This is a genomic window from Plantactinospora sp. ZYX-F-223 (assembly GCF_039649625.1).
GTDB lineage: Bacteria > Actinomycetota > Actinomycetes > Mycobacteriales > Micromonosporaceae > Plantactinospora.
In genome coordinates this window covers 111,495-134,751 of record NZ_JBDJAV010000004.1, presented here as the reverse complement: position 1 = coordinate 134,751, position 23,257 = coordinate 111,495, and the positions used below count along the sequence as shown (strand labels likewise).

General features: G+C 71.7%; 17 protein-coding genes. 7 read left to right on the top strand and 10 right to left on the bottom strand.

Annotated elements, in window-relative coordinates; genetic code table 11:
* The first annotated feature begins 117 nt into the window (after positions 1 to 117).
* Positions 118 to 1,584 carry a fibronectin type III domain-containing protein gene (locus AAH979_RS05640; RefSeq protein ID WP_346256950.1) on the top strand — a complete coding sequence of 489 codons (1,467 nt, stop codon included), beginning with the start codon at positions 118 to 120 and terminating at the stop codon, positions 1,582 to 1,584.
* Positions 1,585 to 1,829: 245 nt separating this feature from the next.
* On the opposite strand, the gene AAH979_RS05635 is transcribed toward AAH979_RS05640, so the two are convergent.
* Complete coding sequence (locus AAH979_RS05635; RefSeq protein WP_346256949.1) at positions 1,830 to 4,064, bottom strand: carbohydrate-binding protein; 2,235 nt, start codon at positions 4,062 to 4,064, stop codon at positions 1,830 to 1,832.
* Positions 4,061 to 6,838, bottom strand: coding sequence for a hypothetical protein (locus tag AAH979_RS05630; RefSeq protein WP_346256948.1), 2,778 nt, complete (start codon positions 6,836 to 6,838; stop codon positions 4,061 to 4,063). Before AAH979_RS05630 ends, AAH979_RS05635 begins: the two co-directional genes overlap by 4 nt.
* Before the next feature lie 172 nt (positions 6,839 to 7,010).
* Here AAH979_RS05630 and AAH979_RS05625 point away from each other — a divergent pair, with 172 nt between their 5' ends.
* Together AAH979_RS05625 and AAH979_RS05620 are read left to right on the top strand one after the other, a co-directional pair.
* On the top strand, positions 7,011 to 8,951 hold the full coding sequence (locus tag AAH979_RS05625; protein ID WP_346256947.1) for a DUF2264 domain-containing protein: 1,941 nt from the start codon (positions 7,011 to 7,013) through the stop codon (positions 8,949 to 8,951).
* Between the two features lie 80 nt (positions 8,952 to 9,031).
* Positions 9,032 to 10,075, top strand: a complete 1,044-nt coding sequence (locus AAH979_RS05620) for a LacI family DNA-binding transcriptional regulator (RefSeq protein WP_346256946.1) — start codon at positions 9,032 to 9,034, stop codon at positions 10,073 to 10,075.
* Between the two features lie 12 nt (positions 10,076 to 10,087).
* Here the strand turns inward: AAH979_RS05620 and AAH979_RS05615 are convergent, their stop codons facing one another.
* From AAH979_RS05615 to AAH979_RS05605, 3 genes are read right to left on the bottom strand one after another with little or no spacing between them, the layout of a single operon-like run.
* A complete protein-coding gene (locus AAH979_RS05615; protein ID WP_346256945.1) occupies positions 10,088 to 11,728 on the bottom strand; it encodes an extracellular solute-binding protein in 1,641 nt (546 codons plus the stop codon).
* A 28-nt stretch (positions 11,729 to 11,756) separates the two neighbouring features.
* Entirely contained in the window at positions 11,757 to 12,656 is a 900-nt protein-coding gene (locus AAH979_RS05610; RefSeq protein WP_346256944.1) for a carbohydrate ABC transporter permease, read from the bottom strand.
* A complete protein-coding gene (locus AAH979_RS05605) occupies positions 12,653 to 13,630 on the bottom strand; it encodes an ABC transporter permease subunit (protein ID WP_346256943.1) in 978 nt (325 codons plus the stop codon). Before AAH979_RS05605 ends, AAH979_RS05610 begins: the two co-directional genes overlap by 4 nt.
* A 163-nt stretch (positions 13,631 to 13,793) precedes the next feature.
* Between AAH979_RS05605 and AAH979_RS05600 the strand changes: the two genes are divergently transcribed.
* Positions 13,794 to 14,801, top strand: coding sequence for a hydroxyacid dehydrogenase (locus AAH979_RS05600; RefSeq protein ID WP_346256942.1), 1,008 nt, complete (start codon positions 13,794 to 13,796; stop codon positions 14,799 to 14,801).
* Positions 14,802 to 14,925: 124 nt separating this feature from the next.
* Here AAH979_RS05600 and AAH979_RS05595 read toward each other — a convergent pair whose 3' ends face one another.
* On the bottom strand, positions 14,926 to 16,032 hold the full coding sequence (locus AAH979_RS05595; protein WP_346256941.1) for an epoxide hydrolase family protein: 1,107 nt from the start codon (positions 16,030 to 16,032) through the stop codon (positions 14,926 to 14,928).
* Between the two features lie 112 nt (positions 16,033 to 16,144).
* Between AAH979_RS05595 and AAH979_RS05590 the strand changes: the two genes are divergently transcribed.
* Positions 16,145 to 16,624, top strand: coding sequence for a MarR family transcriptional regulator (locus tag AAH979_RS05590; RefSeq protein ID WP_346256940.1), 480 nt, complete (start codon positions 16,145 to 16,147; stop codon positions 16,622 to 16,624).
* A gap of 7 nt (positions 16,625 to 16,631) precedes the next feature.
* Here the strand turns inward: AAH979_RS05590 and AAH979_RS05585 are convergent, their stop codons facing one another.
* The gene (locus AAH979_RS05585; RefSeq protein ID WP_346256939.1) at positions 16,632 to 17,072 is read right to left on the bottom strand and encodes a hypothetical protein; all 441 of its coding nucleotides are present in this window, start codon (positions 17,070 to 17,072) and stop codon (positions 16,632 to 16,634) included.
* A gap of 253 nt (positions 17,073 to 17,325) precedes the next feature.
* Between AAH979_RS05585 and AAH979_RS05580 the strand changes: the two genes are divergently transcribed.
* Together AAH979_RS05580 and AAH979_RS05575 are read left to right on the top strand one after the other, a co-directional pair.
* The gene (locus AAH979_RS05580; protein WP_346256938.1) at positions 17,326 to 17,658 is read left to right on the top strand and encodes a YciI family protein; all 333 of its coding nucleotides are present in this window, start codon (positions 17,326 to 17,328) and stop codon (positions 17,656 to 17,658) included.
* On the top strand, positions 17,655 to 18,875 hold the full coding sequence (locus AAH979_RS05575; RefSeq protein WP_346256937.1) for a DUF6596 domain-containing protein: 1,221 nt from the start codon (positions 17,655 to 17,657) through the stop codon (positions 18,873 to 18,875). The genes AAH979_RS05580 and AAH979_RS05575 overlap by 4 nt, the downstream gene beginning before the upstream one ends.
* Before the next feature lie 152 nt (positions 18,876 to 19,027).
* Here the strand turns inward: AAH979_RS05575 and AAH979_RS05570 are convergent, their stop codons facing one another.
* The 3 genes from AAH979_RS05570 to AAH979_RS05560 all read right to left on the bottom strand — a co-directional run bounded on the left by AAH979_RS05570 (position 19,028) and on the right by AAH979_RS05560 (position 22,972).
* Positions 19,028 to 20,098: a glycosyltransferase gene (locus AAH979_RS05570; RefSeq protein ID WP_346256936.1), complete on the bottom strand. Its 1,071-nt coding sequence runs from the start codon at positions 20,096 to 20,098 to the stop codon at positions 19,028 to 19,030.
* Positions 20,095 to 21,270: an iron-containing alcohol dehydrogenase gene (locus tag AAH979_RS05565; protein ID WP_346256935.1), complete on the bottom strand. Its 1,176-nt coding sequence runs from the start codon at positions 21,268 to 21,270 to the stop codon at positions 20,095 to 20,097. Before AAH979_RS05565 ends, AAH979_RS05570 begins: the two co-directional genes overlap by 4 nt.
* A 265-nt stretch (positions 21,271 to 21,535) precedes the next feature.
* Complete coding sequence (locus tag AAH979_RS05560) at positions 21,536 to 22,972, bottom strand: AMP-binding protein (RefSeq protein WP_346256934.1); 1,437 nt, start codon at positions 22,970 to 22,972, stop codon at positions 21,536 to 21,538.
* Between the last annotated feature and the right edge of the window lie 285 nt (positions 22,973 to 23,257).

The following is a 23,257-nucleotide window of genomic DNA, read 5'->3' as shown; positions in this document are numbered from 1 at the left end:
GCCTCGTCCCGAGGGGGTGTATCAGGCCGCCATGGGAGTGGTTGAGAAGATTCGCCCTGGCTCTTGACAAGCCAGGCATCCTCATTCTTCGATGTGATCCTAGATGTGGGAGGCGGCGTGCGACATGCGGCAATGGTGACTGCGGCGTTCCTGGCCTTCGCTAGCGCGGCTGCCACGGCGGCTCCCGCCGGCGGCACACCCGCCTCGACGGCGGCCGGCCCGCTGGCGGCACCGACCGACCTGGCCGTCAGCGCGGGCGGTGAGTCGGGGGTGCTCTCGTGGCGCCAGCCGCCGGACGGGCGGGCCCGCGCCTTCCGCGTCTACGAAAGCGGAGTCGAGATCACCCGCAACACGACGACCCACGCGCCGCTCACCAACCTGGGCTTCGCGCGCACCCGCACCTACACCGTCACCGCCGTTGACGACCAGGGTCGCGAGTCGGCCCACTCCGCCCCGATCAGTCGCCACCTCGGCATCTCCGGCGTGCCGCCGACCTGCGAGCCGGGCACCCTCAGCGGCCTGGCCGCCACCGCCGTTACCGCCTCGGCCGTCACGCTGACCTGGACCCTTGACGGCGACCCGGGCACGACCGTGGTCACCGGCGGCCCCGCCGGCCCGCTCACGACCACCCAATCCGGAATCCGCGTCGGCGGCCTCAGCCCTGGCACGCCGTACACCTTCGAGGTCAGCCACTACCCCCGCTGCTCCGGCCCAGCCGTGCCGGCCATGCGGGTGGCCGTGGTGACCGCGGCCGGCACGGCCAGCACACTGGCGCCACCCGCCGACCCGGCCGTCACCGCGAGTACCGACACCACGCTCACCCTCGGGTGGCGGCCGCCGTCCACCGTAGCCACCCGCTACGCCGTCTACGAGTCCGGACGCCGCGTGGCGATCTCCACCGGCACGTCCGCGACGGTGCGCGGTCTCTACCACGCCGCCGGGTACACCTTCCAGGTCACGGCATTCGACGCCCGAGGCAACGAGTCACCCGCCGTCGCGGTCGCCGGAAACACCGCCGAGTGCCAGACCCGTCCGCCGCGCCCGGCCGCTCTCACGGCCACCGCTCTGTCCGCGTCGTCGGTCCGGCTCTCCTGGGAGTACGACGCCTGGGCGAGCGGCTACACGATCCACACCGGCGACGTGGCGGTCGGCACAAGCGCCGGTACGACGACCGTGCTCAGCGGGTTACCCTCCGCCACGGCACTGCGCCTGCGGGTCATCGCCACCCTGCCTGGCACGTGCGGCCAGAGCCCGGCCAGCCCGGCGGTAGCCGTCACCACCCCGGCCGGCCCCACCGCCCGCCCCGCCCGCCCCACCGACTTCCGGGTGGCGTCCGCCAACCCGATGACCGGTGCGCTGACACTTACCTGGACCCAACCGGCAGGGGACGATCCCGCCGTCGGGTACCGGGTGTACCGCGGTGCCGAGGTCATCGCGGAGGCAACGGCCGCACCGGTGGTCGTGCTCGCCCTCCCGCAGGCAACGACCCACGTGCTCACCGTCGTCGCGGTCGACGAGCACGGGATGGAGTCCGCCCGCAGCGCCGACCTGACGGTCCGGGTGCCGTACCTGCCCCCGCCGTAGCTCGGGCCGCCCGGCCAGGACCGGGCCGGCGTTGCGACGGTGGCTGGTCTCGGTGAAGTACGCGAACACGTACGCCGGGTTGGGCGCCGCCGACGCCGCTGGCGGCCCGGTCCGTGCGGCGTCTGCCGTGACCAGCGTGGACATGGTGGCGAGCGGTGCGAATGCTCTTCGGTTCAGGAACACGGTGCCGACCTCCCGGTTGTCGGTGGTGCGCAGTGGCGCCTGTTGCTGAGCTGCGGTTCGCCCTACCTGGCGGGGTAGGTGATGTTCGGGCGGGGCGGTGCGCTCATGCCGGCGCCGAGGAAGTAGTCGACGTGGTGTGACTGCATGTACCCCTTGAGGGTCATGGCGTTGCGGTACGCGGGGTTGTGCGCGAGTGTGTACAGCCGGGTGCCGCTGGGCTGGTCGGTGGTGAAAATGATCAGCTCGTTGTAGCTGGCGTTGGTGTAGACGGCCTCCTCACGCCAGTCGCCGAGGATGTCGCCGACGAGGGTGGGCTGCACTCCCTGGCTCGCGTTGACCGCGCCGTAGTTCCACGTGCTGACCAGCCGGGGGACGCTGCCGCTCGCGGTCGGGCTGTTCGGGTTCCATTTCTCGATCTTGCCGTCGTTGAGCAGTTCCATGGTGACGTCGCCGTCCCACCACAGCCCGAGCTGCGGCCACGGCTGTAGCGAGGTGTTCGGCTCGGCGAGCCGGTTGGTGGGCGCGTTGTAGAGGCCGGAGAAGGACCAGACCTCCATGCCGGGGAAGCGCGGGTCGATGTCGCCGGCCATGCCGCGCCCGACGTCGGCGGTGCCGGACTCGACGTGCCGCCAGATGATGGCGCCGTTGGTCGCGTCGTAGTAGTACTGGCGCAGGCCGCTGGGGTTGACCTGCTGGACGCCGTAGCCCTGCAGGCCCGGCCGGTTGGGGTCCATCTTGGCGATGTGGAAGCGGTCGCCGTGGATGATGCCCTGCGGTCCCAGCGAGTACTTCAGGGTGCCGTTGCCGCTCAGGACGAAGCCGATCTCGGCGACCTCGTCCTTGCCGTCGCCGTCGACGTCGATGATCCGGGTGTTGTGCCCGTCGGGGGTGTTCTGGTTGCCGCGCAGCCACTTCCACTGCTGGGTCAGGGACTGGCCGGTGAACCGCCAGGCGGCCATCATCAGGTTGAAGTCGCCGCTACCGATCCGGTTCTTCATGAAGGCGACCAGGCTCGGGTTGACCCCGTCGAGGTGGCCGACGCCGAAGCGGGCGTACATGGGGCCGTCGGCCAGGTAGTCGGTCGGTACCGGTGCGGTGGCCCGGGGCGCTCCGGTCAGGCCGTCGAGGATGGCGATGAACTGTCGGTTGTTGTCGCTGTTGGTGAAGGTGGTGCCGTTGCCGAACCGCACACCGTTGGCGATCCGCAGCGCGACCTCGGCGCGGCCGTCGCTGTCGAGGTCGTAGACGGTGACGCCGTCGTTGTGGCCGACGTCGATGGTGGCCGAGCCACCCTCGATGTTGTCCTGGTTGGTGCTGTTCGGGCCCATGTTGACCGACCAGAGGAACTGGCCGTTGCTCCGGTACGCCTCTACGGTCTGCGGGGAGGTCTGCCGGTCGAGCACGTAGTCGTACTCGCCGTCGCCGTCGAGGTCGCCGACCCAGACGAACTTGACCGCGCCGCCGGCGCGCAGCGGTACCCGGACCACCGGTTCGGTGGCGTGGTTGGCGGTCAGCGTGAACGACCCGCTCGGCGCCTGCTCCGCACCGTCGACCACCGGACGTACGTGGTAGGTGTTCGACTGGCCCAGGTTCGCGGTGGTGTCGGTGTAGTTCGTCCCGCCGGTCAGCACCGACGGGTTGAGCTTGACGGCCGCACCGCCGCCGGTGGAGCGGTAGACGTTGAAGCCGATCCCGGCGGGGTCGAGTCCGAGCAGCCGCCAGGAGACCAGCACCTGCGTGCTGCTCGACCGCACGGCCACCACAGCACGGCCCAGACTCTCCATCCGGCGGGCGCCAGCCGGTGGTGGGGTGGTGCCGCCGGTGGTGACGTCGAGGTAGTCGATGTTCGCCAGTCCCGCGCCGGTCGTCGCGGCGAGCCGGATGGTGTTGTTGCCGGCGTTCAGCGGCACGGTCAGCGTCCGGGTCGCCCACCGGTTGAACCCGCCGGTGCCGTCGAACGCGAACCCGGGCTGCACCAGGCCGCCGTTGACACTGATGTCCGCCGGCCGGCCGGCGGCGGCGCCGTTGGCGTAGCGGATGTCCAGGGTCGCGGTGCCGGCGCTGGGCGCGTCGACGGTGAACTGGGCCGCCGCCCCGGTGGTGGCGAAGCTGTCGCAGAACCCGCTGCCGGAGTATCCGGAGTGGTTCGCGGCGATGGTGCCGTCGCAGGTGGCCGGCGCGTTCTCGGCCTCGTACCGGGCTGTCGCGGCGGCCGCGTCGAGCGCGACCACCACCCCGGCGCCGGTGAGCAGGGTTGCCGCGGCGGTCACCACGGAGAGCTTCGACAAACGTTTCATCGGTCCTCCTGAGCGGGTAGGTGGTCTCCGACCAGCGCCAGGCACTGGATCGCGGCCAGGCCGTACTGGGAACTCGCGTTCGTGGAGACGAAACTGGCCTCGTCGACGGGTTTCAGTACGGCCGGCGCCTCGATGCGGACCGAGCGCCAGTCGAGATTGCCTGGGTAGCCGGCGTGGCCGGTGTGGAACTCCTGCCAGGCGCGGGCGGCCAGCGCCGGGTTGCCGGTCCCGGCGGCGGCATAGGCGGTGAGCCGGGCATGGGCCTGGCGCAGGTTGAGGTTGCCGAACGACTGCCCGGTCTCGGCGATCTGCTCGGCGGCCGTGCCGTTGTAGAGCCGGCAGTACTGCAACCAGGCGTCGGTGAAGTCCGGCAGGCCGAGCAGGTCGACGAGTTCGCTGCACATCTCGACCAGGCCGAACACCGCGCCGAGCGAGCCCACGCTCACCTTCGGCGCGCCGATCGCGAACAGCCCGGTGGCCAGGTCGTAGAGGCCGTCGCCCTGGATGAACCCGTTGGGTTGGGCGGCGATCGAGCGGGCGGTGTTGACCAGCTTGGTCCGGGCGATCGGGTCGCCGCCGCGCTCCCACTCGGTGAGCCAGGCCGCGGCGAGGCCGCTCCAGTCGGTGCCGAACCCGATCCCCAGCGCGTGCGGGTCCGGCTGGTACGGCTCGGTGCGGATCTTGCGGATCGGGTCCAGGGCCAGGAACGTGCGGTCGGCGTCGACGAGGTCCCGCATCAGGTCGCCGGTCCGCTCGTCGGCGGTGAGGAAATAGTAGAAACGCCGGTACGCGGCGCTGCTGATCCGCAGCTGCTTGGCGCTGTCGGCCCAGTGCAGCACCCCGTGCCGGGTGCCGAGGTCGCGGTACGTGCCCAGGTGGTAGACGTCGACCTCGCCGGTGTGCCGGGTCATCGCCTCGGCGAACCGGAACACGTCGGCCCGACCGGAGCGCAGGTACTGGTACCACAGCCACAGGTCGGGGGAGAGCTCCGAGTTGGCCCAGGCGTACCCGCCGACGTCGTACCGCCACACGTGCCGGTCCGGGTCGTAGCTGTGCATGATGTCGCCGTAGTTCCAGAATCCGTACCAGGAACGCTGGTCCACCTGGTCACGGTGGAAGTCGAAGAGGAAGTCGAGCCGGTCCTCGATCTCCCGCCGTGCCGGGGTACTCCGGTCGACCAGGCTCCAGTCGCCGAAGACGCCGGCCGCGTGCAGGTGCGCCGGCGGGGCGACGACCAGCGGCGGGGTGCGGACAGCCGCGGCCAGCTCGGCGAACCGCTCGGCCGACGGCGTGCGGTCGAGCGCCCAGAAGGACAGCTCGGTGGTGCGCGCTATCCCGTACGGGCTGCCGAAGCCGGGCTCGTAGTCCTCGTACGTGATCTCCAGCCCTTCGAGCTGCTCCGGGTAGCTGTCCTGGCCCATCCCGTCGTGGTAGAAGCGCAGGTCCATCGGGGTGGCATCGGGCGACCAGAGCCAGACGGTGACCTCGGCGGTGTCCCCGGCCGCGCCCCGGATGTCGAGCTGGGTCGGGTGCAGCTGCCAGAAGTCCTTCATGCCGAACGCGAGACCGCCGGAGACACCGCCGACGTAGCCGAGGCCGCTGGCGCGCCGGCCGGTGTCGACCTGCACCCAGCCGTGCCCGGCCCGGGTACGTTTGCGGATGTCGAAGCAGCCGTCGGAGAGCTGCCGCAGGCTGTAGTCGCCCCAGGCCGGCACGAGGTGCAGCCGGTTGGTCACCCGGGTGTCCCAGGTGGAGACGTCGGGGGTGCGCTCTCCGGCGATCTGCGCCTGCCGTACCGCCGCACCCGGGTCGCGGCGCAGGCCGGTGATGCCCCGGACGGCCTCGCCGAGCACCCCAGCCAGCCCCTCGGTCCGTTCCATGCCCTCCCCGGCGAACCGCACGTGCCGGTCGTGCGGCTGGTCGGTCATCGGCACCTGGAAGCGGACGCCGAGACCGCTGATGAAGTCCTTGCGCTCGTCGCCGTCGAAGACGAAGCTGTGCACCATCCGGATGCCGTCGCTGTCGGCGTAGAGGTACAGCCGGATGGTGAACGGCAGCCATTCGCGGCGGCCCCGGTCGGCGCGGTGCCGGCCGTCGACCCGCACCACCGCCCGCACCGGGCCGCGTTGCTCGACGGTCACCGCGCGGATGTCGCTGGTGAACCGCTCCTGGCGCAGGGTGCCCGCCTCCTGGTCCCCGGGGCCGTCCTTGCGCAGGCAGACGAGCGTGCCGTTCGCCGCGACGGTGCGGTCGGCGCGGACGATCGAGGGCACCAGCACCCGACCGCGACGGGCGATCCGGCAGCGGACGACGCCGGTGTCCACCTCGATCACCCTGGCGGTCTCGGTGACCCGCAACGGAGTCTCCGGCGCGGCCGGCTGGCCGGGCCGCAGCAGGTAGTCCGCGGCCGGCGGGACGCCGGTGCCGATCGCGTGAGCGGTCCACTTCACCGTGCCGTCCGGCCAGAACCCGATCGGCCAGGACTGCACGGGTACGGCCGTACCAGCGGCGGTGGTCAGGGAGAGCTCCCGGCCGCGGGGGAGGGCGCCGCGGGGCCAGGGCACGCCCCAGGTGGCGCCGACGAGAGCGCGGGGTGTGCCGCCGTCGAGCCAGCGAAGCGGCACGCCGGCGTCGACGCTGGGGGAGGGGACGGCCTCCGGACCCACCGGCGCGGTCCGGGTCTGGGCTGCGGCTGGTCGGGCGCCGGGGATCTGGGCTGCGACGCCGGCCATCGCGACGCCCATCAGCAGGCTACGTCTGGGCAGTTGGGGCATAGCGCACTCCACTTCGGGGGATCGCGGCTCGGAGGCTCGCTGTGGAAACGCTTACTATTGCGTGCACGTAACCAGAGAGTTGCATCGATGTCAACGGCGAGATTGGTGCATGAGAGCGCTGCTGAGGCGTCGTTGATCACCGCCGCGGCTCTGCTATATGCTCCTCCGCATCGTGACAAACGCTTTAACCTCGCTCCCACCTGTCGATGGCTGGCTCTCGCCCTTCACCGGGTGGACCCGGGCGCACTGGGAAGCCGCCGCCGACCACCTGCTCGACGCGGTGGTGCCCTATGCCGTGCCGGGCTTCGCCCAGGTGCGCCTACCCGGCCGGCCGAGCGGCGCCGGCCTGTCCAGCGACGGCCTGGAGGGGTACGCCCGGACGTTCCTGCTCGCCGGGTTCCGGATCGCCGGCGCCGGCGGCGACGTGCCGGCGGCCCTCGTCGAGCGGTACGCGGACGGCCTCGCCCACGGCACCGACCCGGCACACCGGTACGCGTGGCCGGCCCCGGGCGACTGTTCCCAACACCTCGTGGAGGCGGCCTCGATCGCGATCGCCCTGCACGAGACCCGGCCGTGGCTGTTCGACCGGCTCGACACGAGGGTGCAGCAACGGGTCGTCGACTGGCTGGCCGGCGTCGCCGGCAAGCGGACCTGGCAGAGCAACTGGGTGCTGTTCCCGGTGATGGTCCAGCAGTTCCTGGCCAACCTCGGCGCGCCGCACGACCCGGCCGGGATCGACGCCGGCCTGGAGCGGATCGAGCAGTGGTACGTCGGGGACGGCTGGTACACCGACGGCGCCGGGCAGTGCTTCGACTACTACGCGGGCTGGGCGATGCAGCTCTATCCGCTGATGTGGGCCCGGATGTCCGGTGACCGGGAACGGGGCGACCGGTACCGGGAGCGGCTGCGCCTCTTCCTGGCGCAGTACCAGCACATGTTCGCCCGCGACGGCGCCCCGGTGCACCAGGGCCGCTCGCTGTGCTACCGCTTCGCCAGCGTCGCCCCGCTCTGGCTGGGCGAGCTGACCGACGCCAGCCCGCTGCCGGCCGGTCGTACCCGCCGGATCGCCAGCGGTGTGCTGCGGCACTTCCACGAGCGGGGCGTGCCGGACGAGCGGGGGCTGCTCGACCTCGGCTGGTACGAGCGGTTCCTGCCGTGCACCCAGCACTACTCCGGGCCGGCGTCGCCGTACTGGGCCAGCAAGGCGTTCCTCGGGCTGCTGCTGCCCGCCGACCATCCGGCCTGGACGGTGCGCGAGGCCGCCGCCCCGATCGACGAGGCTGACCACACCGTCGCGATGCCCGCCCCCGGCTGGCTGCTGCACGCCACCGGCCACGACGGGATCGTCCGGCTGGTCAACCACGGCAGCGACCGGGCCCGCCACCTCGCCGCCAACGGGTTGGAGGACCCGCACTACACCCGCTTCGGGTACGCCTCGCACGCCGCCCCGGAGACCGGTGCGGAGGCCCGCACCCGGGCGGTGGACGGGCACCTCGCCGTCGTCGCGCCGGACGGCACGATATCCCGCCGCCGCCGCATCGAACCGATCGCCGCCTACGACCGGTTCGCCGCCTCCGCGTACTCCGACGACCTGCCGGGCGGTCCGGTACGGGTGCAGACGGCGTCGGTCGTGCGCGGGCCGTGGGAGCTGCGGGTGCACCGGGTGACCGCGCCGCCGGGCCACTCGGTGCGCGACGGCGGGTACGCGCTGGCGGGTGCCCGCCCGCCGGCCGTCGACACCGGGCCCGGGTGGGCCCGGGTGCGGCGGCCGGACGGCCTCGCCAGCGTCGCGATCGCGCGGCACGGGTTGCGGGATGCCGCCGCGGCCCGCGCGCTGGACGCGAACGCGTACGGGGTCTGCTCCGCCACCCCGTACCTGACGGCGCCGGACCATCCCGGCGGGAGCGCGGTCTACGTCTGCATGGTCGCGCTCACCGGCGACCGCGTCGACCCGGTCGCGGTCGCCGAGTCGGTCACCGTGCTGGTCGACGGCGACCGGGTGGCGGTGACGTTCCCGGACGGGGAGCGCGTCGAGGTGACCCTCGGCGCCGAGCCCGGGTACACCCGCCTGCCCGCCGGCGGCGGCGCGCCCGTGCGATGGCCGGCGGGTTGACACGGCCGCACGTTTCTGTAACCGTTTTCCGGAACAGTTGCACGGGATGGGGGACGATGGCACGGCGGGCGGCTGAACCTGTGGGCGGTCGGCGGCGCTCCACGATCCGCGAGGTCGCCGACCGGGCCGGCGTGTCGGTCGCGACCGTCTCCCGGATCCTCAGCGGCAGCTACCCGGCCGCGCCGGCGACCCGGGCCCGGGTCATGCGGGCGGTCAAGGAACTTGACTACGTGGCCAACGCGCACGCCCGCGCCCTGGCCGGTACGCCCAGCAAGAGCGTCGCCATCGTGCTCAACTCGGTGATCTCGCCGCACTACGCGCACGTCGCCCAGGGGGTGGAGACGCAGGCCGCCGCCGAGGGTCGGCTGTGCCTGATCGGTACCACCGGCGGTGACCCGGAGCGCGAACTGGCGATGGTGAAGTTCATGCGGGAGCAGCACGCCGAGGCGGTGATCCTGGTCGGCAACGTGGTGGCCGACGACAGGTACCGGGAGCGGATGAGCCAGTACGCGCACGCCCTGGCCGCGATCGGCTCCCGGCTGGTGCTGTGCGGCCGGCCTCCGCTCGGCCCGGACGTGCCCGCGGTGATGGTGGAGTACGACAACGCCGGCGGCGCCTTCGCGGCCACCAGCCACCTGCTCTCCGCAGGGCACGAGCGGATCCTCTTCGTCGGCCGCCGTCCCGGCTACACCACCGCCGACGGGCGGCTGGCCGGCTACCGGCGGGCGCTGGACGCGCACCGCGTGCCGCACGACCCGGCGCTGGAGGTCGAGGGCACGATGGAGTGGCACGAGGGCTACCGGATGATGAAGGAGCGGCTCGCCGCCGGCCCGCCGGACTTCACCGCCGTCTTCTGCCTCAACGACCTCATCGCCGGCGGTGCGCACAAGGCGCTGGCCGAGCACGGGCTGCGGGTGCCCGACGACGTGTCGATGGTCGGCTTCGACGACCTGCCACCCTCGCTCGACCTCGGCCTGACCACCGTGCACCTGCCGCACGAGGAGGTGGGGCGCACCGCCGTGCGGCTCGCGCTGGAGCACGAGGCACGCGGCGGCACACCACCACACGTCACTCTCGGCACGCACCTGGTCGTGCGCGACTCGGTCCGCCCCCGCTTCCGGTAGCGCCGCCGGCGATCACTTCGCCGCCGCGTACTCGACGGCCAGCTCCTCGGCGACCTTGTCGCCGCCGGCCTGGCGCCACTGGGTGACCGCGTCCGTCCAGGCGGAGACCGGCCTGCGGCCGAACACGATCGCCGAGACCGCGTCGCCGACGATCCGGTTCAGCTCGGCGCCCTTACTGCTCACGGCCGCCGATCGCAGGCCGACCTCCGGGTTGGCGACGCTCTTCGGCAGGACCTCCTTCTCCCACTCGTAGGCGGCCCGAGCCGCTTCGGGGAATCCGGGGAGGTACAGCACCGCGGGCGCCACACCGAGGTACTTGACCGGCAGGTTGGTGCTGTTCTCCACCTTGTACAGCTCGGTGGTCCTGATGCCGCCGCCGTCCTTCGTGTGGTGCACGCCCTCGACGCCGTAGTTGGCCAGCTCGAACTCGGCGGTGCCGAACGGCGCGCTGAGGTAGTTGGCGATCCGGAGCAGCATCCTGACCCGGTCGGTGCTGGCCTTCTTGAAGGTGACGTAGCCGAAGAGGCTGTTGCCGCGCCAGGGCGTCGGGTTCGGCCCGTACGGGCGGCCGAGGTCGAACTCGAACCGGCGGTCGATCTTGGAGATGTTCGACAACGCCACGGTGCCGAACCCGTCGGTGATCGACACGACGGTGCCGTTGTACCAGAACGTCTGCAGGTCGGTGGCGCTCAGCGTCAGGGTGTCCGGATGGTAAGCCCCGGCCTCGGCGAGCCGGCGCATCACGCCCAGCGCCTCCGCGAACTGCGGCGTGGTCAGCGTACTGACGAACGTCCCGTCGTCGACCCGCCAACCGTTGGGGGCACCCATCGAGCCGGCGTGGTAGGTGACCGCGCCGAGGCCGCCGAACAGCGACTTGGAACCGGCGATACCCCATCGCCGGCCACCGGTGACCTTCGTCGTCGCGGCGACGTACCCCTCGACGTCCCAGTCCTTCGGCACGCCGGCCTGGTGCAGCGCGGTGCGGTTGACGAACAGGCTGTTTCCGGGCACGGGCCGCTCCAGCGGGACGCCGTAGATCCGGCCGTTGATCCGGCCCATGCCCTGCCAGGTGCGGGTCGGGATGTTGGCCAGGTTGGGGTAGTCCCTGACCGCGTCGCCGCCGACCAGGTCGGAGAGGTCGGCGCACCGGGCCTGGATGAACTCGGCCGCGCGGGGCAGCGTCAGGTTGGTGAACATGATGATGTCCGGCAGGTCGTCGCCGGAGGCCATCAGGGTGGTCATCTTCTGGCCGTACTCGGCGTCCGGGACGACGATGATCTTCAGATTGACGTTCAGCGCCTTGTTGATCGCCTGCCAGTACCGGTTGGCCTCCACCGGCTTGGGCGGGGCGCCGTACGTGACGACCAGCGCGGTGACGTCGGAGCCGTCGCCGACGGTGTCGCTGACCGACCGGACCACCTGCTTCGGGTAGGTCAGGTACAGCGGCTGCACGCCGGTCTCGTCGCCGGGCGCGTCCGGCGGCGGGCCGGCGAACGGCAGGTACGCGGGCCAGGGCGCGAGGTCCTTGCCGGCGTTGCCGACGTCACCACCGGAGCCGTCGCCGCAGCCGACGAGCAGCGGGCCGGTGGTCCCGGCGAGCGCGCCGACGCCGGCCAGCTTCAGCACCGACCGCCGGGTAGCGTGAACAGTCATGACGTCCGTCCTCTCAGGAGGGTGGAGATCAGGCTTTGAGGGCTCCGGTGAGTACGCCCTTGACGAAATACCGCTGTAGGAACGGGTACACGCAGACGATCGGTGCGGTGGCGAGCACGACCACGGCCATCTGCGTCGACTGTGGCGCGGCGACCGCGGAGGCTTCGCCGGTGATGTCGGCCCCGCTGGTCACGTACTGCCGCAGCACCGTGCCGATCGGCCACTTCGACTGGTCGTTGAAGTAGATGATGGCCTCGAAGAAGCGGTTCCAGTACGCGACCGCGTAGAACAGTCCGACGACCGCCAGCACCGCCTTGGACAGCGGCAGCACCACCCGCCACAGCACCGCCCAGTCGCCGGCACCGTCGATGCGGGCCGCCTCCAGCAGCTCGGCCGGGATCGACTGGAAGAACCCCCGCATCACCACCAGGTTGAAGACGTTCACCAGGAACGGCAGGATCAGCGCCGCGTACTGGTCGAAGAGCCCGGTGGTACGCACCACCAGGAACAGCGGGATCATCCCGGGCGGGAACAGGAACGTGAAGAGCACCAGCAGCAGCATCGGCCGGCCGCCGTACAGGCCGGGGCGGCTCAGCGCGTAGGCCAGGAAGACCGTGCAGGTCAGGCTCAGTGCCGTGCCGATCACGGTGACGCCCGCACTGACCAGCAGCGCCCGCGTCACGATGCCACCGTCGAGGATCTCCGCGTACGCGTCGAAGCTGACCCGCTGTGGCCAGACCACCCAGCCGCCATTGGCGATCACGTCCTGCGGCGCGGCCAGGCTCGTGGCCACAACCGTCCACATCGGAAACAAGACGAGCAGCACGACGACGGCGAGGGCGGCCGCCTTGGCGATCCGGATTCCCGGCCCCGGCCGGCCCTGCCAAGTGGGATAGCCCGGCTGCCTGCCCCGAGTCACGGCCTTCATCGGTGGTACACCCCCTGCTCGCCGAGCCGGTGCGCGACCTTGTTGGCGGTGTAGACGAGAGCCACCCCGATGACACCCTTGAACAGGCCGGCGGCGGCCGCGTACCCGAACTCGCCGTTGGCGAAGCCGGTGAAGTAGACGAACGTGTCGAGTACCTCGCCGGCCTCCGGGCCGACCGCCTGCCGCTGCAGGAAGAACTGCTCGAAGCCGACGTCGAGGAACTCGCCGAGCCGCAGTACCAGCAGCAGCACCAGCACGGGGCGGATGCCGGGCAGCGTCACGTGCCACAGCCGCCGCCACCAGCCGGCACCGTCCAGCGCCGACGCCTCGTACTGCTGCTCGTCCACCTGTGACAGCGCGGCCAGGAAGATGATCGTCGCCCAGCCGCACTCCTTCCAGATCAGCTGCGCGACCACCAGCGGCTTGTAGGCGTCCGGGTTGCCCATCACGTGGACCGGGCCGAGACCCAGCTCGCCCAGCCATCCGTTGAGCACGCCCGCGCCGCCCAGCATGTGCTGGAAGAGGGCCAGGACGATCACCCAGGAGAGGAAGTGCGGCAGGTAGACGACGCTCTGCACGAACCGCTTGACAGTGCTGCCCACCAGGCTGTGCAGCAGCAGCGCCAGGGCGAGCGGAGCGGGGAAGAAGAAGACGAGTTGCAGCGCGGCGATCACCAGCGTGTTGCGGACGGCGTTCCAGAACTCGGGGTCGCCGACCATCTGCCGAACGTTGTCCAGCCCGACCCACTGGCTGTCCGCCAGCCCGAGGAACGGCACGTAGTCGAGGAAGGCGAGCGTGTTGCCGAACAGCGCCCCATAGTGGAAGACCAGGAAGTACGCCACACCCGGCGCCATGAGCAGCAAGAGGACCAGGTCGCGCCGGATCCGCTGGCGATGACCGAGCCGGCGCCGGGCGGCGGTGGCGCCCTCGGGATCCCGGATCTCCGACGGCCGCCCGGTCTCGATGGCACTCACCCGGCGGCCTCCCATCATCACGATCGTCATGTGACCGAAACAAGGTGGCACGAAGATAAAGCGTTTACCTAGGTGAGTCAACCCATGGACCTCCTGCCCTCCGTTTGCCTAGGCTTCCTGCTAAGTAACCGTTTACACACCCGCCAGTTCAGGAGATCGACCCGTGCCGGACCGCCCTGCCGCCGCCCTCGCCATGCAGACCTGGGCGCTGCCCGCCCTCTTTCCCCAGGCTCTGCTGCAGCGGCTGCGGACGCTGGTCCGACTGGCACCGGACCCGGTTCTCACGTCGTTCGACACGCCAGCGGCCCGGGCCGCGCTGGGCGAGGTCGAGGTCCTCGTCACCGGTTGGGGCTGCCCGCCCATCGACGAGCAGGTGCTCGTGGCCACGCCCCGGCTGCGCGCCGTCGTACACGCCGCCGGCTCGGTGAAGGCGCACGTCACTCCGGCGGTCTTCGTGCGCGGCGTCGCGGTCTCCTCGGCCGCGCAGGCCAATGCCGTACCGGTCGCCGAGTACACCGTGGCAGCCATCGTCTTCGCCGCCAAGCGGGCCCTCGTCCGGGCCCACTGGTACGCCCACGACCGTGCCGGCGGCGATTGGCGCTCCGGCGCCGGCACCGGCTTGTACGGGCGGACGGTCGGGGTCATCGGTGCGTCCCGGATCGGCCGGCTGGTCCTGGAGCGGCTCCGCGCCTTCGACGTCGCGCCGCTGCTCGCCGACCCGTACCTGAGCAGGGCCGAGGCGCGGCAGCTCGGCGCCGAACTCGTCGACACCGACGAGTTGTGCCGCCGCAGCGACGTGGTAACCATCCACGCGCCCGCGCTGCCGGAGACCCGCCACCTGCTCGACGCCCGGCGACTCGGCCTGCTCCCGGACGGCGCGACGGTCGTCAACACCGCCCGCGGCTCCCTCGTGGACACGGCGGCGCTCACCGACCACTGCGGCAGCGGCCGGATCGACGCCGTGCTCGACGTCACCGACCCGGAGCCGCTGCCGGCGGACCACCCGCTCCTGCGCCTGCCGAACGTCCTGGTCACCCCCCACCTGGCCGGGTCACAGGGGCACGAACTCGGGCGCCTTGGCGAGTACGCGGTGGCCGAGGTGGCACGCCTGGTCAACGGCCAGCCGCTGGACGGGCGGGTACGAGGCGGCGATCTGCATCGGATCGCCTGATCCGGGGCCCGCAGTCGACGCCCGCGCGTACGACGTTCGCTCGTCCCAGGTGCGATGCCCGAGCTCGGTGCACTGCGGTCCCGTCCCGGCCTCCGGGAGCACGCATCGTCGAGTCGAGTGTCTGCTAGCCGGTGGCGACCCGGTAGTGGGGCTCGATGTGGTTCAGGAAGAACTCCCGGATGTCCTCGGCGAGCAGCTCCGGTACCTCCATCGCGGCGAAGTGGCCGCCGCGCTCGAATTCCGACCAGTGCCTGATGTCGTACAGTCGCTCGGCCAGCGGTCGCACCGAGAGCGTGATGTCGTGCGCGAACACCGCCACGCCCACCGGTACCGGGCACGGCTCGATTCGCCGCGGGGTGTCCCGGTGCAACCGCGCCGAGGAGGCCGCGGTGGCGGTCAGCCAGTACAGCGAGATGTTGGTGAGCATCCGCTCGTCACTGATCTGCGAGCGGGGGTCGGTCCACTGTGCGAAGCGCTCGGCGATCCAGGCCAGCTGGCCGACCGGCGAGTCGGTCAGCGCGTAGCCGATGGTCTGTGGAGTGCTGGCCTGTAGCGCCTGGTAGGGCGGGCGGTTCGCTATCAGTTGCCGGATCTTGTCCAGCCGGGCCTCATCCGTCTTGGACAGTTCGACGTCGACGTCCGGTACCGGCCGGGTCGGCAGGTAGTTGACGTGCACCCCGACGACCTGCTCGGGCGCTACCGCGCCGAGCGCCGTCGAGATGCCCGAACCGAAGTCGCCACCCTGCGCGCCGTACCGTTCGTATCCGAGACGGTGCATGAGCTCGGCCCAGGCGCGTGCGATCCGGACGACGTCCCAGCCGCGCTCGTGGGTCGGACCGGAGAAGCCGTAACCCGGGATGGACGGAATCACCAGGTGGAAGTCGCGCGACAGCGGCTCGATCACGTCGAGGAACTCCAGGAACGAACCGGGCCAGCCGTGGGTGAGGATCAGCGCGAGCGCGTCCGGTTTCGAGGACCGGACGTGGACGAAGTGGATGTTCTGGCCGTCGATCTCTGTGCTGAAGTGCGGAAGCTCGTTGAGCTTGGCCTCGTGCTCGCGCCAGTCGTACCCGGTGCGCCAGTATTCGACCAGTTCCTTGAGCCGCGCCAACGGGAAGCCGTAGTCCCACCCGGCGCCGGCGACCTCGTTGGGCCAACGGGTGCGGGCGAGCCGGTCGGTCAGGTCGTCGAGGTCGGCCTGGGGGATGTCGATGCGGAACGGCTTGATCATGCGCTCAGCTCCGGGGGTTTCGTTCGCCTATTAAACATTTGGGTCACTAACGTTCGCCGCCCTAACGATATCACTGTCATTAGTTCTCCGAACGGTTCGTTAGACTCGTCACATGGAGAACCCGTCCGAGGAGGCGCCCGCCAGGTGGGAGAGCCTGCCCAGCTGGCTGCTCACCCAGACGGGCAACCACGCGCACCGCCTGGTGGCCGAGGGGTTCTCGTCGGTCGGCGCCCGCGGCTACCACTACCGCCTGCTGGCGACGCTGGAGGAGTTCGGCCCTGCCAGCCAGGCCGCGCTGGGCCGCCGTAGCGGCATCCACCTCAGCGACATGGTCGCGACGATCACCGAGCTCGCCGATCGCAACCTGGTCGAGCGCGCCCCGGACCCCTCCGATCGGCGGCGCAACATCATCTCGCTGACCGCGACGGGCAAGCGGCAGCTGCGGCGGCTGGAGAAGCGGCTCGCCGAATGCCAGGACGAACTGCTGGCCCCGCTGTCACCCGAGGAGCGAGCGCGGTTGACCGAGCTGCTGTCCCGGCTGTTGGGCCACCACGACCGACGAACCGGCATCGCCGACGAGTCGCGGCGCTGACGGCCGATTAGCGGGTTGCGCTGAGCACCACCAAGCCGAGACACGCCAGTACCACCAGGAGGATCGCCGCGCCCTGGATCGCTCTCCTCCGCGCACGCCGCCCGCGCTCCTCCTGCCACATCCGGCGCTGTGACTCCCGGCCCGGTTCGGTGTCGCGGCGCCAGTCGGGTTCGAGCACCGCCGTACCCTCGGCAATCGCGTCGGCGACCCGCTGCACGTCCTCGGCGCGGTACTCGGTCCAGGTCGTCGTGCCGTACGTGCCGGTCGCCTGCGCCTGGGTGGTGCCAACCCCGTTGGCCCGGATCACCGCGTCGTAGTGCCAGACGACCGGCCAGGCGAGCGCGACCTCCTCGGCGCTGAGGTAGCCGTCGGTGGCGTAGTAGCGACCGCGGCGCCGCCGGGCGATCAGGTCCGCCACCGGCACCGGCTCGGGGATCTCCACCGTCACGAGCCCTCCCGGGGAGTCACGATGGAACCACCCTGCCGCACCCCTACCGCTCTCACAAGGCGCGGCGCCCGGTAGGCCGGGTCTGCCGCGGTGACGGCGCCGGCCGGCACGAGGGCGGCTTGAGTGGCGGCCACCGGCGACGACGACCTCGCCCAGGACTACCGGCGACGGATCCTGGCCGCTTGGCACCGATAGCATCGAGGCCGCGGATCATGCCCGAGGGGCGGCCACCCGACGACAGGAGATGATTCCGATGGCGCAGTACCTGATGTCCGTGCTCGACGACACGACCAACTCCGCCACCGCGGAGGAGATGGTCGCGATCAACGCCTTCAACGAGCAGCTCCAGGCCGAGGGCTACTGGGTCTTCGCCGGCGGCCTCGCGTCGCCCAGTACGGCCACCGTCGTCGACGGCCGGGACGGGGAGGCGGTGTTCACCGACGGGCCCTACCTGGAGTCGAAGGAGTACATCGGCGGCTTCTGGATCATCGAGGCCCCCGACCTCGACGTGGCGCTCCGGCTCGCCGCCCTGGGGTCGAAGCACTGCAACCGGAGGGTCGAGCTCCGGCCGTTCCTGGGTGCATGACCGACGTCGACGAGGCGATCGCCCGGACCCACCGCGAGGAGTGGGCCCGGGTAGTCGCGACCCTGGCCAGGCGGTTCGGGGACCTCGACATCGCCGAGGAGATGGCCGCCGAGGCGTTCGCGACCGCCGTCGAGCGCTGGCCGGCCGACGGCGTCCCGCCGAATCCCGGCGCGTGGCTCACCACCACCGCCCACCGCAAGGCCATCGACCGGATCCGACGTGAGGCCAGGCGCGAGGAAAAGCACAGGGAAGCGCTGATGCTGTCCGGCACCCCCGAGCCGATCGGCGCCATCGACGACGACCGGCTCCGCCTCGTCTTCACCTGTTGCCACCCCACGCTCGCCATGGAGGCGCGGGTTGCGCTGACCCTGCGGATGGTCGGTGGGCTCACCGTGCCCGAGATCGCCCGCGCCTTCCTGGTCCAGGAGACCGCCATGGGCCAGCGGATCACCCGCGCGAAGGCGAAGATCAAGGCGGCCAAGATCCCTTATCGCGTGCCGTCACATGCGGACCTGCCGGCCCGGGGCACCGGAGTGCTCGCCGTCCTCTATCTGATCTTCAACGAGGGCTACCTGGCCTCGGACCCCGAGAAGGAGGCGGTCCGTGGCGACCTGACCGCCGAGGCGATCCGGCTGACCCGGCTGGTCCGTGAGCTGATGCCGGCGGACGGCGAGGTCGCCGGACTCCTGGCGCTGATGCTCCTGACCGAGGCCCGCCGGGCCGCGCGGGTGTCGGCGAGCGGTGAGCTCGTCACCCTCGACGAGCAGGACCGCGGCGCCTGGGACCGCGAGCTGATCGCCGAGGGCCACGCCCTGGTCCGCGCGCGCCTCGCCTCCGGCGAGGCGCCGGGGCGCTACCAGATCCTCGCCGCGATCAACGCCGTCCACACCGACGCCCGCGACGTCCGGGACACCGACTGGTCGCAGGTCGTCGCGCTCTACGACCAGCTGGTCCGCCTCGAACCCTCGCCGATCGTACGGCTCAACCGGGCGATCGCGGTCGCCCAGCTCGACGGCCCGGAGGTCGCGCTGGCGGAGGTTGACGGTCTGCCGTTGGAGGGCTACCACGCCTTCCACGCCACCCGCGCCAACCTGCTGCGCCGGCTGGGATGCGGCGACGAGTCCCGGGCGGCGTACGACCGGGCCATCGCGCTGGCCGGCAACACCGCCGAGACGGCGTACCTCATCCGTCGCCGCGACCAGTTGGCCGGCCCCTGAGCCGCACCCACCCCGGTCACCGCCTCGATCGCATACCCCGGTATCCCGGCCGCCGGTGCCGACCCTGCCCCGGTTGGGACCGCCCGTCGCTGCGCTGAACTGGCCGCCGTCGCCTCGGCCGCCCCGGTCCGGCCGAGCCGGCCCGACCGGCGTCACCCGCCGTACGGCCGGTCCGGCGTCCTGTCCCACTCGAACGCCTCGTCATCGGTCCAGCCGAACCCGGTGAAGATCCGGTCCGGCCGCCCCAGTTGCAGCGCGCCGATGAACTCGCCGAGGTCGAAGGACCAGTCGAGCAGGGCGCAGGCGGCGGCCTCGGCGACCGAGGTCAGCGACTCGTCCGTCGGGCCGAGCCGCTCCCGGGTGTCCCGGGCGAGCAGCGCGGCGGCGACCAGCGGCACCAGCAGCGCGGTACGCCCCCGGGAGTGCCGCAGTCCGGGCAGCGCCGCCATCGCGGCCAGCACCAGCACCCCGGTCCGGTTCAGCTTGGGCCGGCCCCGCTTCGGGTGGACGTCGAGCAACCACTGCCCGGACCGCCCGTAGGTGACCAGTCGCCGGCTCACCGCGCCGAGCGAGTCGGTGCTGCCCTTGTCGTGTACGACCACCGCCGCCGGGTCGCAGGCGATCGTCCAGCCCGCTTCGGTGAGTCGGATTCCCAGGTCGACGTCCTCGCCGCCGACGACGGTCAACGGGCGTTCGGCGAAGCCGCCGACGGACTGGAACGCGCTCTTGCGCACCGCCAGGTTGCAGGTCGTGGCCCAGGCGACCCGACGGCACTGTCCGGGCCACTCGAACGCGGCGTTGAGCAGCCGGGAGCGGCGCATCACCCGGAAGACGGTGGTGTCCGCTCCCTGCAGGTAGGTCGGTCCGGCGACCGCGCCGACTTCCGGCGGGGCGGTCCGCAGGGTCTTCAGGTGCCGCTGCAACAGATCCGGGGTGGCCAGGCAGTCCGAGTCGATGAAGAGCACCAGGTCGTACCTTGCCAGCCGTACCCCCAGGTTGCGCTTCGCGCCGACGTACCGGGGCCCGAGGACGTACGTCGCACCGTGTTCCGTGCAGTGTGCCCGGTGCAGTCGGGCGTCTGCGGGGGTCGAGTCGTCCACCAGCAGGACCTGCACCGGCTCCGGGCAGTACGCGACGGCCTCGCGCAGGCTGGCCAGCAGTGCCCGGGTCTGGAGGACCCGCCCCTTGACCGGTACGACGACCGATAGACCGCGTTCCGTCACCTCGGCACCCCACTTCGCTGGCCGGAGGCCGCCCCGGCCCCCATGCTCCGGATCACCGTGTCCAGGGCGTCCATCACCTCTGCCACGGGTACGGGCACCAGTGGGCGCCCGTCCTCGCCCCGGACCGGTCGGCCCGGGCCGTCGAGCAGCACCATCAGCACCTCGTCCGGCGCGCAGTCGGCGTACCCGCGTTTGTTGTCGGCGGTCAGCGCGCGCAGCACGGCCGCCCGGTCGAGCCGGCGGAACCGGTCGCCGGCCTCCGGCAGCCCGAGCAGTGCCGTCAGCCGGTGGTGCTCCTGCACGGTGTCCCGGTCCAGCCCGTGGATCCGGCGGCCCAGTTCGGCCGCGACCAGCATCCCCCAGGCGACCGCCTCGCCGTGCCCGATCGCGCCGGCCGAGGCGAACTCGACGGCGTGCCCGACGGTGTGGCCGTACTCGAAGACCACGGCCGGGCCCCGCTCGTGCGGATCGCCGGTCAGGTACGGCTGCTTGGCCTCGATCCCGATCTCCAGCAGGTCGCGCAGCGCGGCCATGGGCCGGTGCCGCAGGTCGGCCATGGCCCGGACGAACCGCGCCCGCTGATTGGGCACCGCGACCAGGATGTTCTTCGCCATCTCGGCGAGGCCGGTGTGCAGGTTGCCCTGCGGCACGGTGCTCAGCCAGCGCAGGTCGCAGGCGATCAGCGAGGGCGGGAAGTAGGCACCGCAGAGGTTCTTGCCGGCCGGCAGGTTGACCCCCTGCTTGAGCGAGATCACCGCGTCGAACGCCGCGACCGGGGTGGTCGGGGCGTGCACCAGCCGGGTGCCCCGGTAGAGCAGCGCGGCGGCGAGTCCGGCGACGTTGCCGACGGTCCCGCCGCCCATCGCCAGGATCGCCGAGCGCCGGGTGAGTTTCCGTTCGGTGGCGTACTCCAGGATGGCCTGCACCGAGAAGAGCGTCTTGTGTGCCTCGACCGCGTCCAGGGTGAACGTCTCCACCCGCAGATGCCGGGCGAGCGGGGCGGTCAGCCGGCCCGCGTGGTCCTTGACCTGCCGGTCGGCGACCACCAGCACCGCGTCGGCGTCGGCGAGCCGGGCTGCCACCGTGTCGACCAGGTCCGGTAGGCAGTCGGCGCCGTACCGGTAGGGGACCCGGATGTCGCCGAAGACCAGATCGCGCTCGGTCAGCTCCATCGGGCACCGGTCTTTTTGACACTCAGTGACCGAGAATTTCCGGAAAGATGGCCGGCCGGTAGCCGCTTTCGTATCGGCCGGAGGGTATCTGTCGCGATCTGGTTGGGCAAGGTCAAGGTCGGGCCCTCCCCGGGTGAAATGCCACCACAACCAGCCGGAAGGGGTGGCCTCAGGACCGTCGGCGTCAGATTAGATCAGCAAAGATCGATCAGCAACCCTTCCGGAAAGTATTCGCAACGACCGACGGGGCTTTCAGGATCGGTGGTCATTCGACCAGCGACCGGTAGTCGATCTTTCCGTTCGGGCGTCGTGGCAGCCGGTCGATCGCCGTGGCCAGCACGCCCAGCCGGTGCAGCCCGAGCCGCCCGGTCACCGTGCTGACCACCGCCGCCAGCCGCTCCCGGTCGGCCTCCTCGCAGAAGATCTGGATCCGGTCCCCGGCCGGTACGGCGGCGGCGGGGACGATCTCCGCGACCAGGTGCTCGACGGCGTCGAGGTTCACCCGGACCCCGAACGCCTTGCCGATCCGACCCAGCCGACCGGAGAGCCACAGGTAGCCGTCGTCATCGAGCCGACCGGTGTCGCCGGTGCGCAGTGTGCCGCCCAGGTCGTCGCCCCGGCCGAGATCCTCGGCGGTTTCGGCGTACCCCAGCATCACGCCCGGCCCGTGCACCAGCACCTCGCCGCTGCCCGGATCGCCCAGCCCGGCGGGATCCGGCTCGATCGACAGCCGGGTCCCCGGCAGCGGCGGGCCGACCGAACCGATCTTGGCCGGCAACTGCTCCGGTGGCAGTACGCAGATCCGCGGCCCGGCCTCGGTCTGGCCGTACATCACGTACAGCCGGCCGCCGTGTGCCGCCATCGCGGTGGAGAACCGGGTGACCAGTTCGGTGCAGAGCCGACCGCCGGCGGCGCTGAGCACCCGGACGGTCGGGTGGCGTTCCGGGCTCCACGGCTTACGGACCAGCAGTTCGTAGGTGTGCGGCACGCCGGCCAGCGAGGTGACGTCGTACCGGTCGACGTCCTGCCAGAACCCCTGGTCGAGTACGCCCCGCCGGTCCAGCACCACCGTCGCGCCGGCGAGCAGGTGGCTGTGCAGCACGCTGAGCCCGTAGGAGTAGAACAACGGCAGGGTGGTGACGGCGACGTCGTCCGGGCCGATCCCGAGGGCGGTGCCGATCGACCGGGTGTTGGCCAGTACCCCGGCCGTCGACAGCCGGACCAGCCGAGGCCGGCCGGTCGATCCCGAGGTACCGAGCAGCAGGCCGAGCTGGTCGTGCGGCGGGACCTCCGGTCCGCCCCGCCGGACCCAGCTCGGCCCGAGACCGGCCGGCTCCACCATCCGGTAGCCCGGTGGCGGGCCGGCGGCCGAGCCGGTGCCGGCCGGTCCGGCTACGCCGGGTGCCGCCAGCGCGTCCAGCCCGAGTACGGCGGCCGGGGCGAACCGGTCGACCAGGTCCCGTACCGAGCCGGCGCCGATGCCCGCCCCCCAGACGACGGCCGGCCGCTGGGCCCGCAACACGCCCAGATAGCGCAGCACCGGGCGGAGTTCGTTCGGCAGCACACAGACCACGGCGCCCGGTGGAATCGGGTCGAGGGCCCGCACCACGGCGTCGAGCGCGGCGTCGAGTCGGGCTCCGGTCAGCGTCTCACCGGTGGCCGCGTCGATCAGCCGCGCGCCCGGTGCCGGCAGCGGGATCATCGACCGAAAAGTACCCGGTACTTTCGGATGTGGCCAGGCCCCGCCCGCCCGTCGATCGAGGGCCGTCCGCCCGCGGGACCGGCCGCTTCCGACCGGCGGGGCCGACCGTCGGTTGTGGCGTGCGGGCCCGGTTGGATCGGGGCGGAGCTGCGGTGGCGGGCCATCCGCCGGCGGTTGCCCATGTTCGATATCGAAGCCGGCTGCTATGTTGTGATCGACGCTGATCATCCGCACCGGCTTCCGGAACATCTTCGGTACATGGCTCCGATGATGACCGCCGGCCTG

Bases quoted from the DNA above. Each gene is read 5' to 3' on its own strand.
- AAH979_RS05635 (WP_346256949.1), bottom strand. From the start codon at position 4,064: ATGAAACGTTTGTCGAAGCTCTCCGTGGTGACCGCCGCGGCAACCCTG.
- AAH979_RS05630 (WP_346256948.1), bottom strand. From the start codon at position 6,838: ATGCCCCAACTGCCCAGACGTAGCCTGCTGATGGGCGTCGCGATGGCC.
- AAH979_RS05615 (WP_346256945.1), bottom strand. From the start codon at position 11,728: ATGACTGTTCACGCTACCCGGCGGTCGGTGCTGAAGCTGGCCGGCGTC.
- AAH979_RS05610 (WP_346256944.1), bottom strand. From the start codon at position 12,656: ATGAAGGCCGTGACTCGGGGCAGGCAGCCGGGCTATCCCACTTGGCAG.
- AAH979_RS05595 (WP_346256941.1), bottom strand. From the start codon at position 16,032: ATGATCAAGCCGTTCCGCATCGACATCCCCCAGGCCGACCTCGACGAC.
- AAH979_RS05590 (WP_346256940.1), top strand. From the start codon at position 16,145: ATGGAGAACCCGTCCGAGGAGGCGCCCGCCAGGTGGGAGAGCCTGCCC.
- AAH979_RS05580 (WP_346256938.1), top strand. From the start codon at position 17,326: ATGGCGCAGTACCTGATGTCCGTGCTCGACGACACGACCAACTCCGCC.
- AAH979_RS05575 (WP_346256937.1), top strand. From the start codon at position 17,655: ATGACCGACGTCGACGAGGCGATCGCCCGGACCCACCGCGAGGAGTGG.
- AAH979_RS05565 (WP_346256935.1), bottom strand. From the start codon at position 21,270: ATGGAGCTGACCGAGCGCGATCTGGTCTTCGGCGACATCCGGGTCCCC.
- AAH979_RS05560 (WP_346256934.1), bottom strand. From the start codon at position 22,972: ATGATCCCGCTGCCGGCACCGGGCGCGCGGCTGATCGACGCGGCCACC.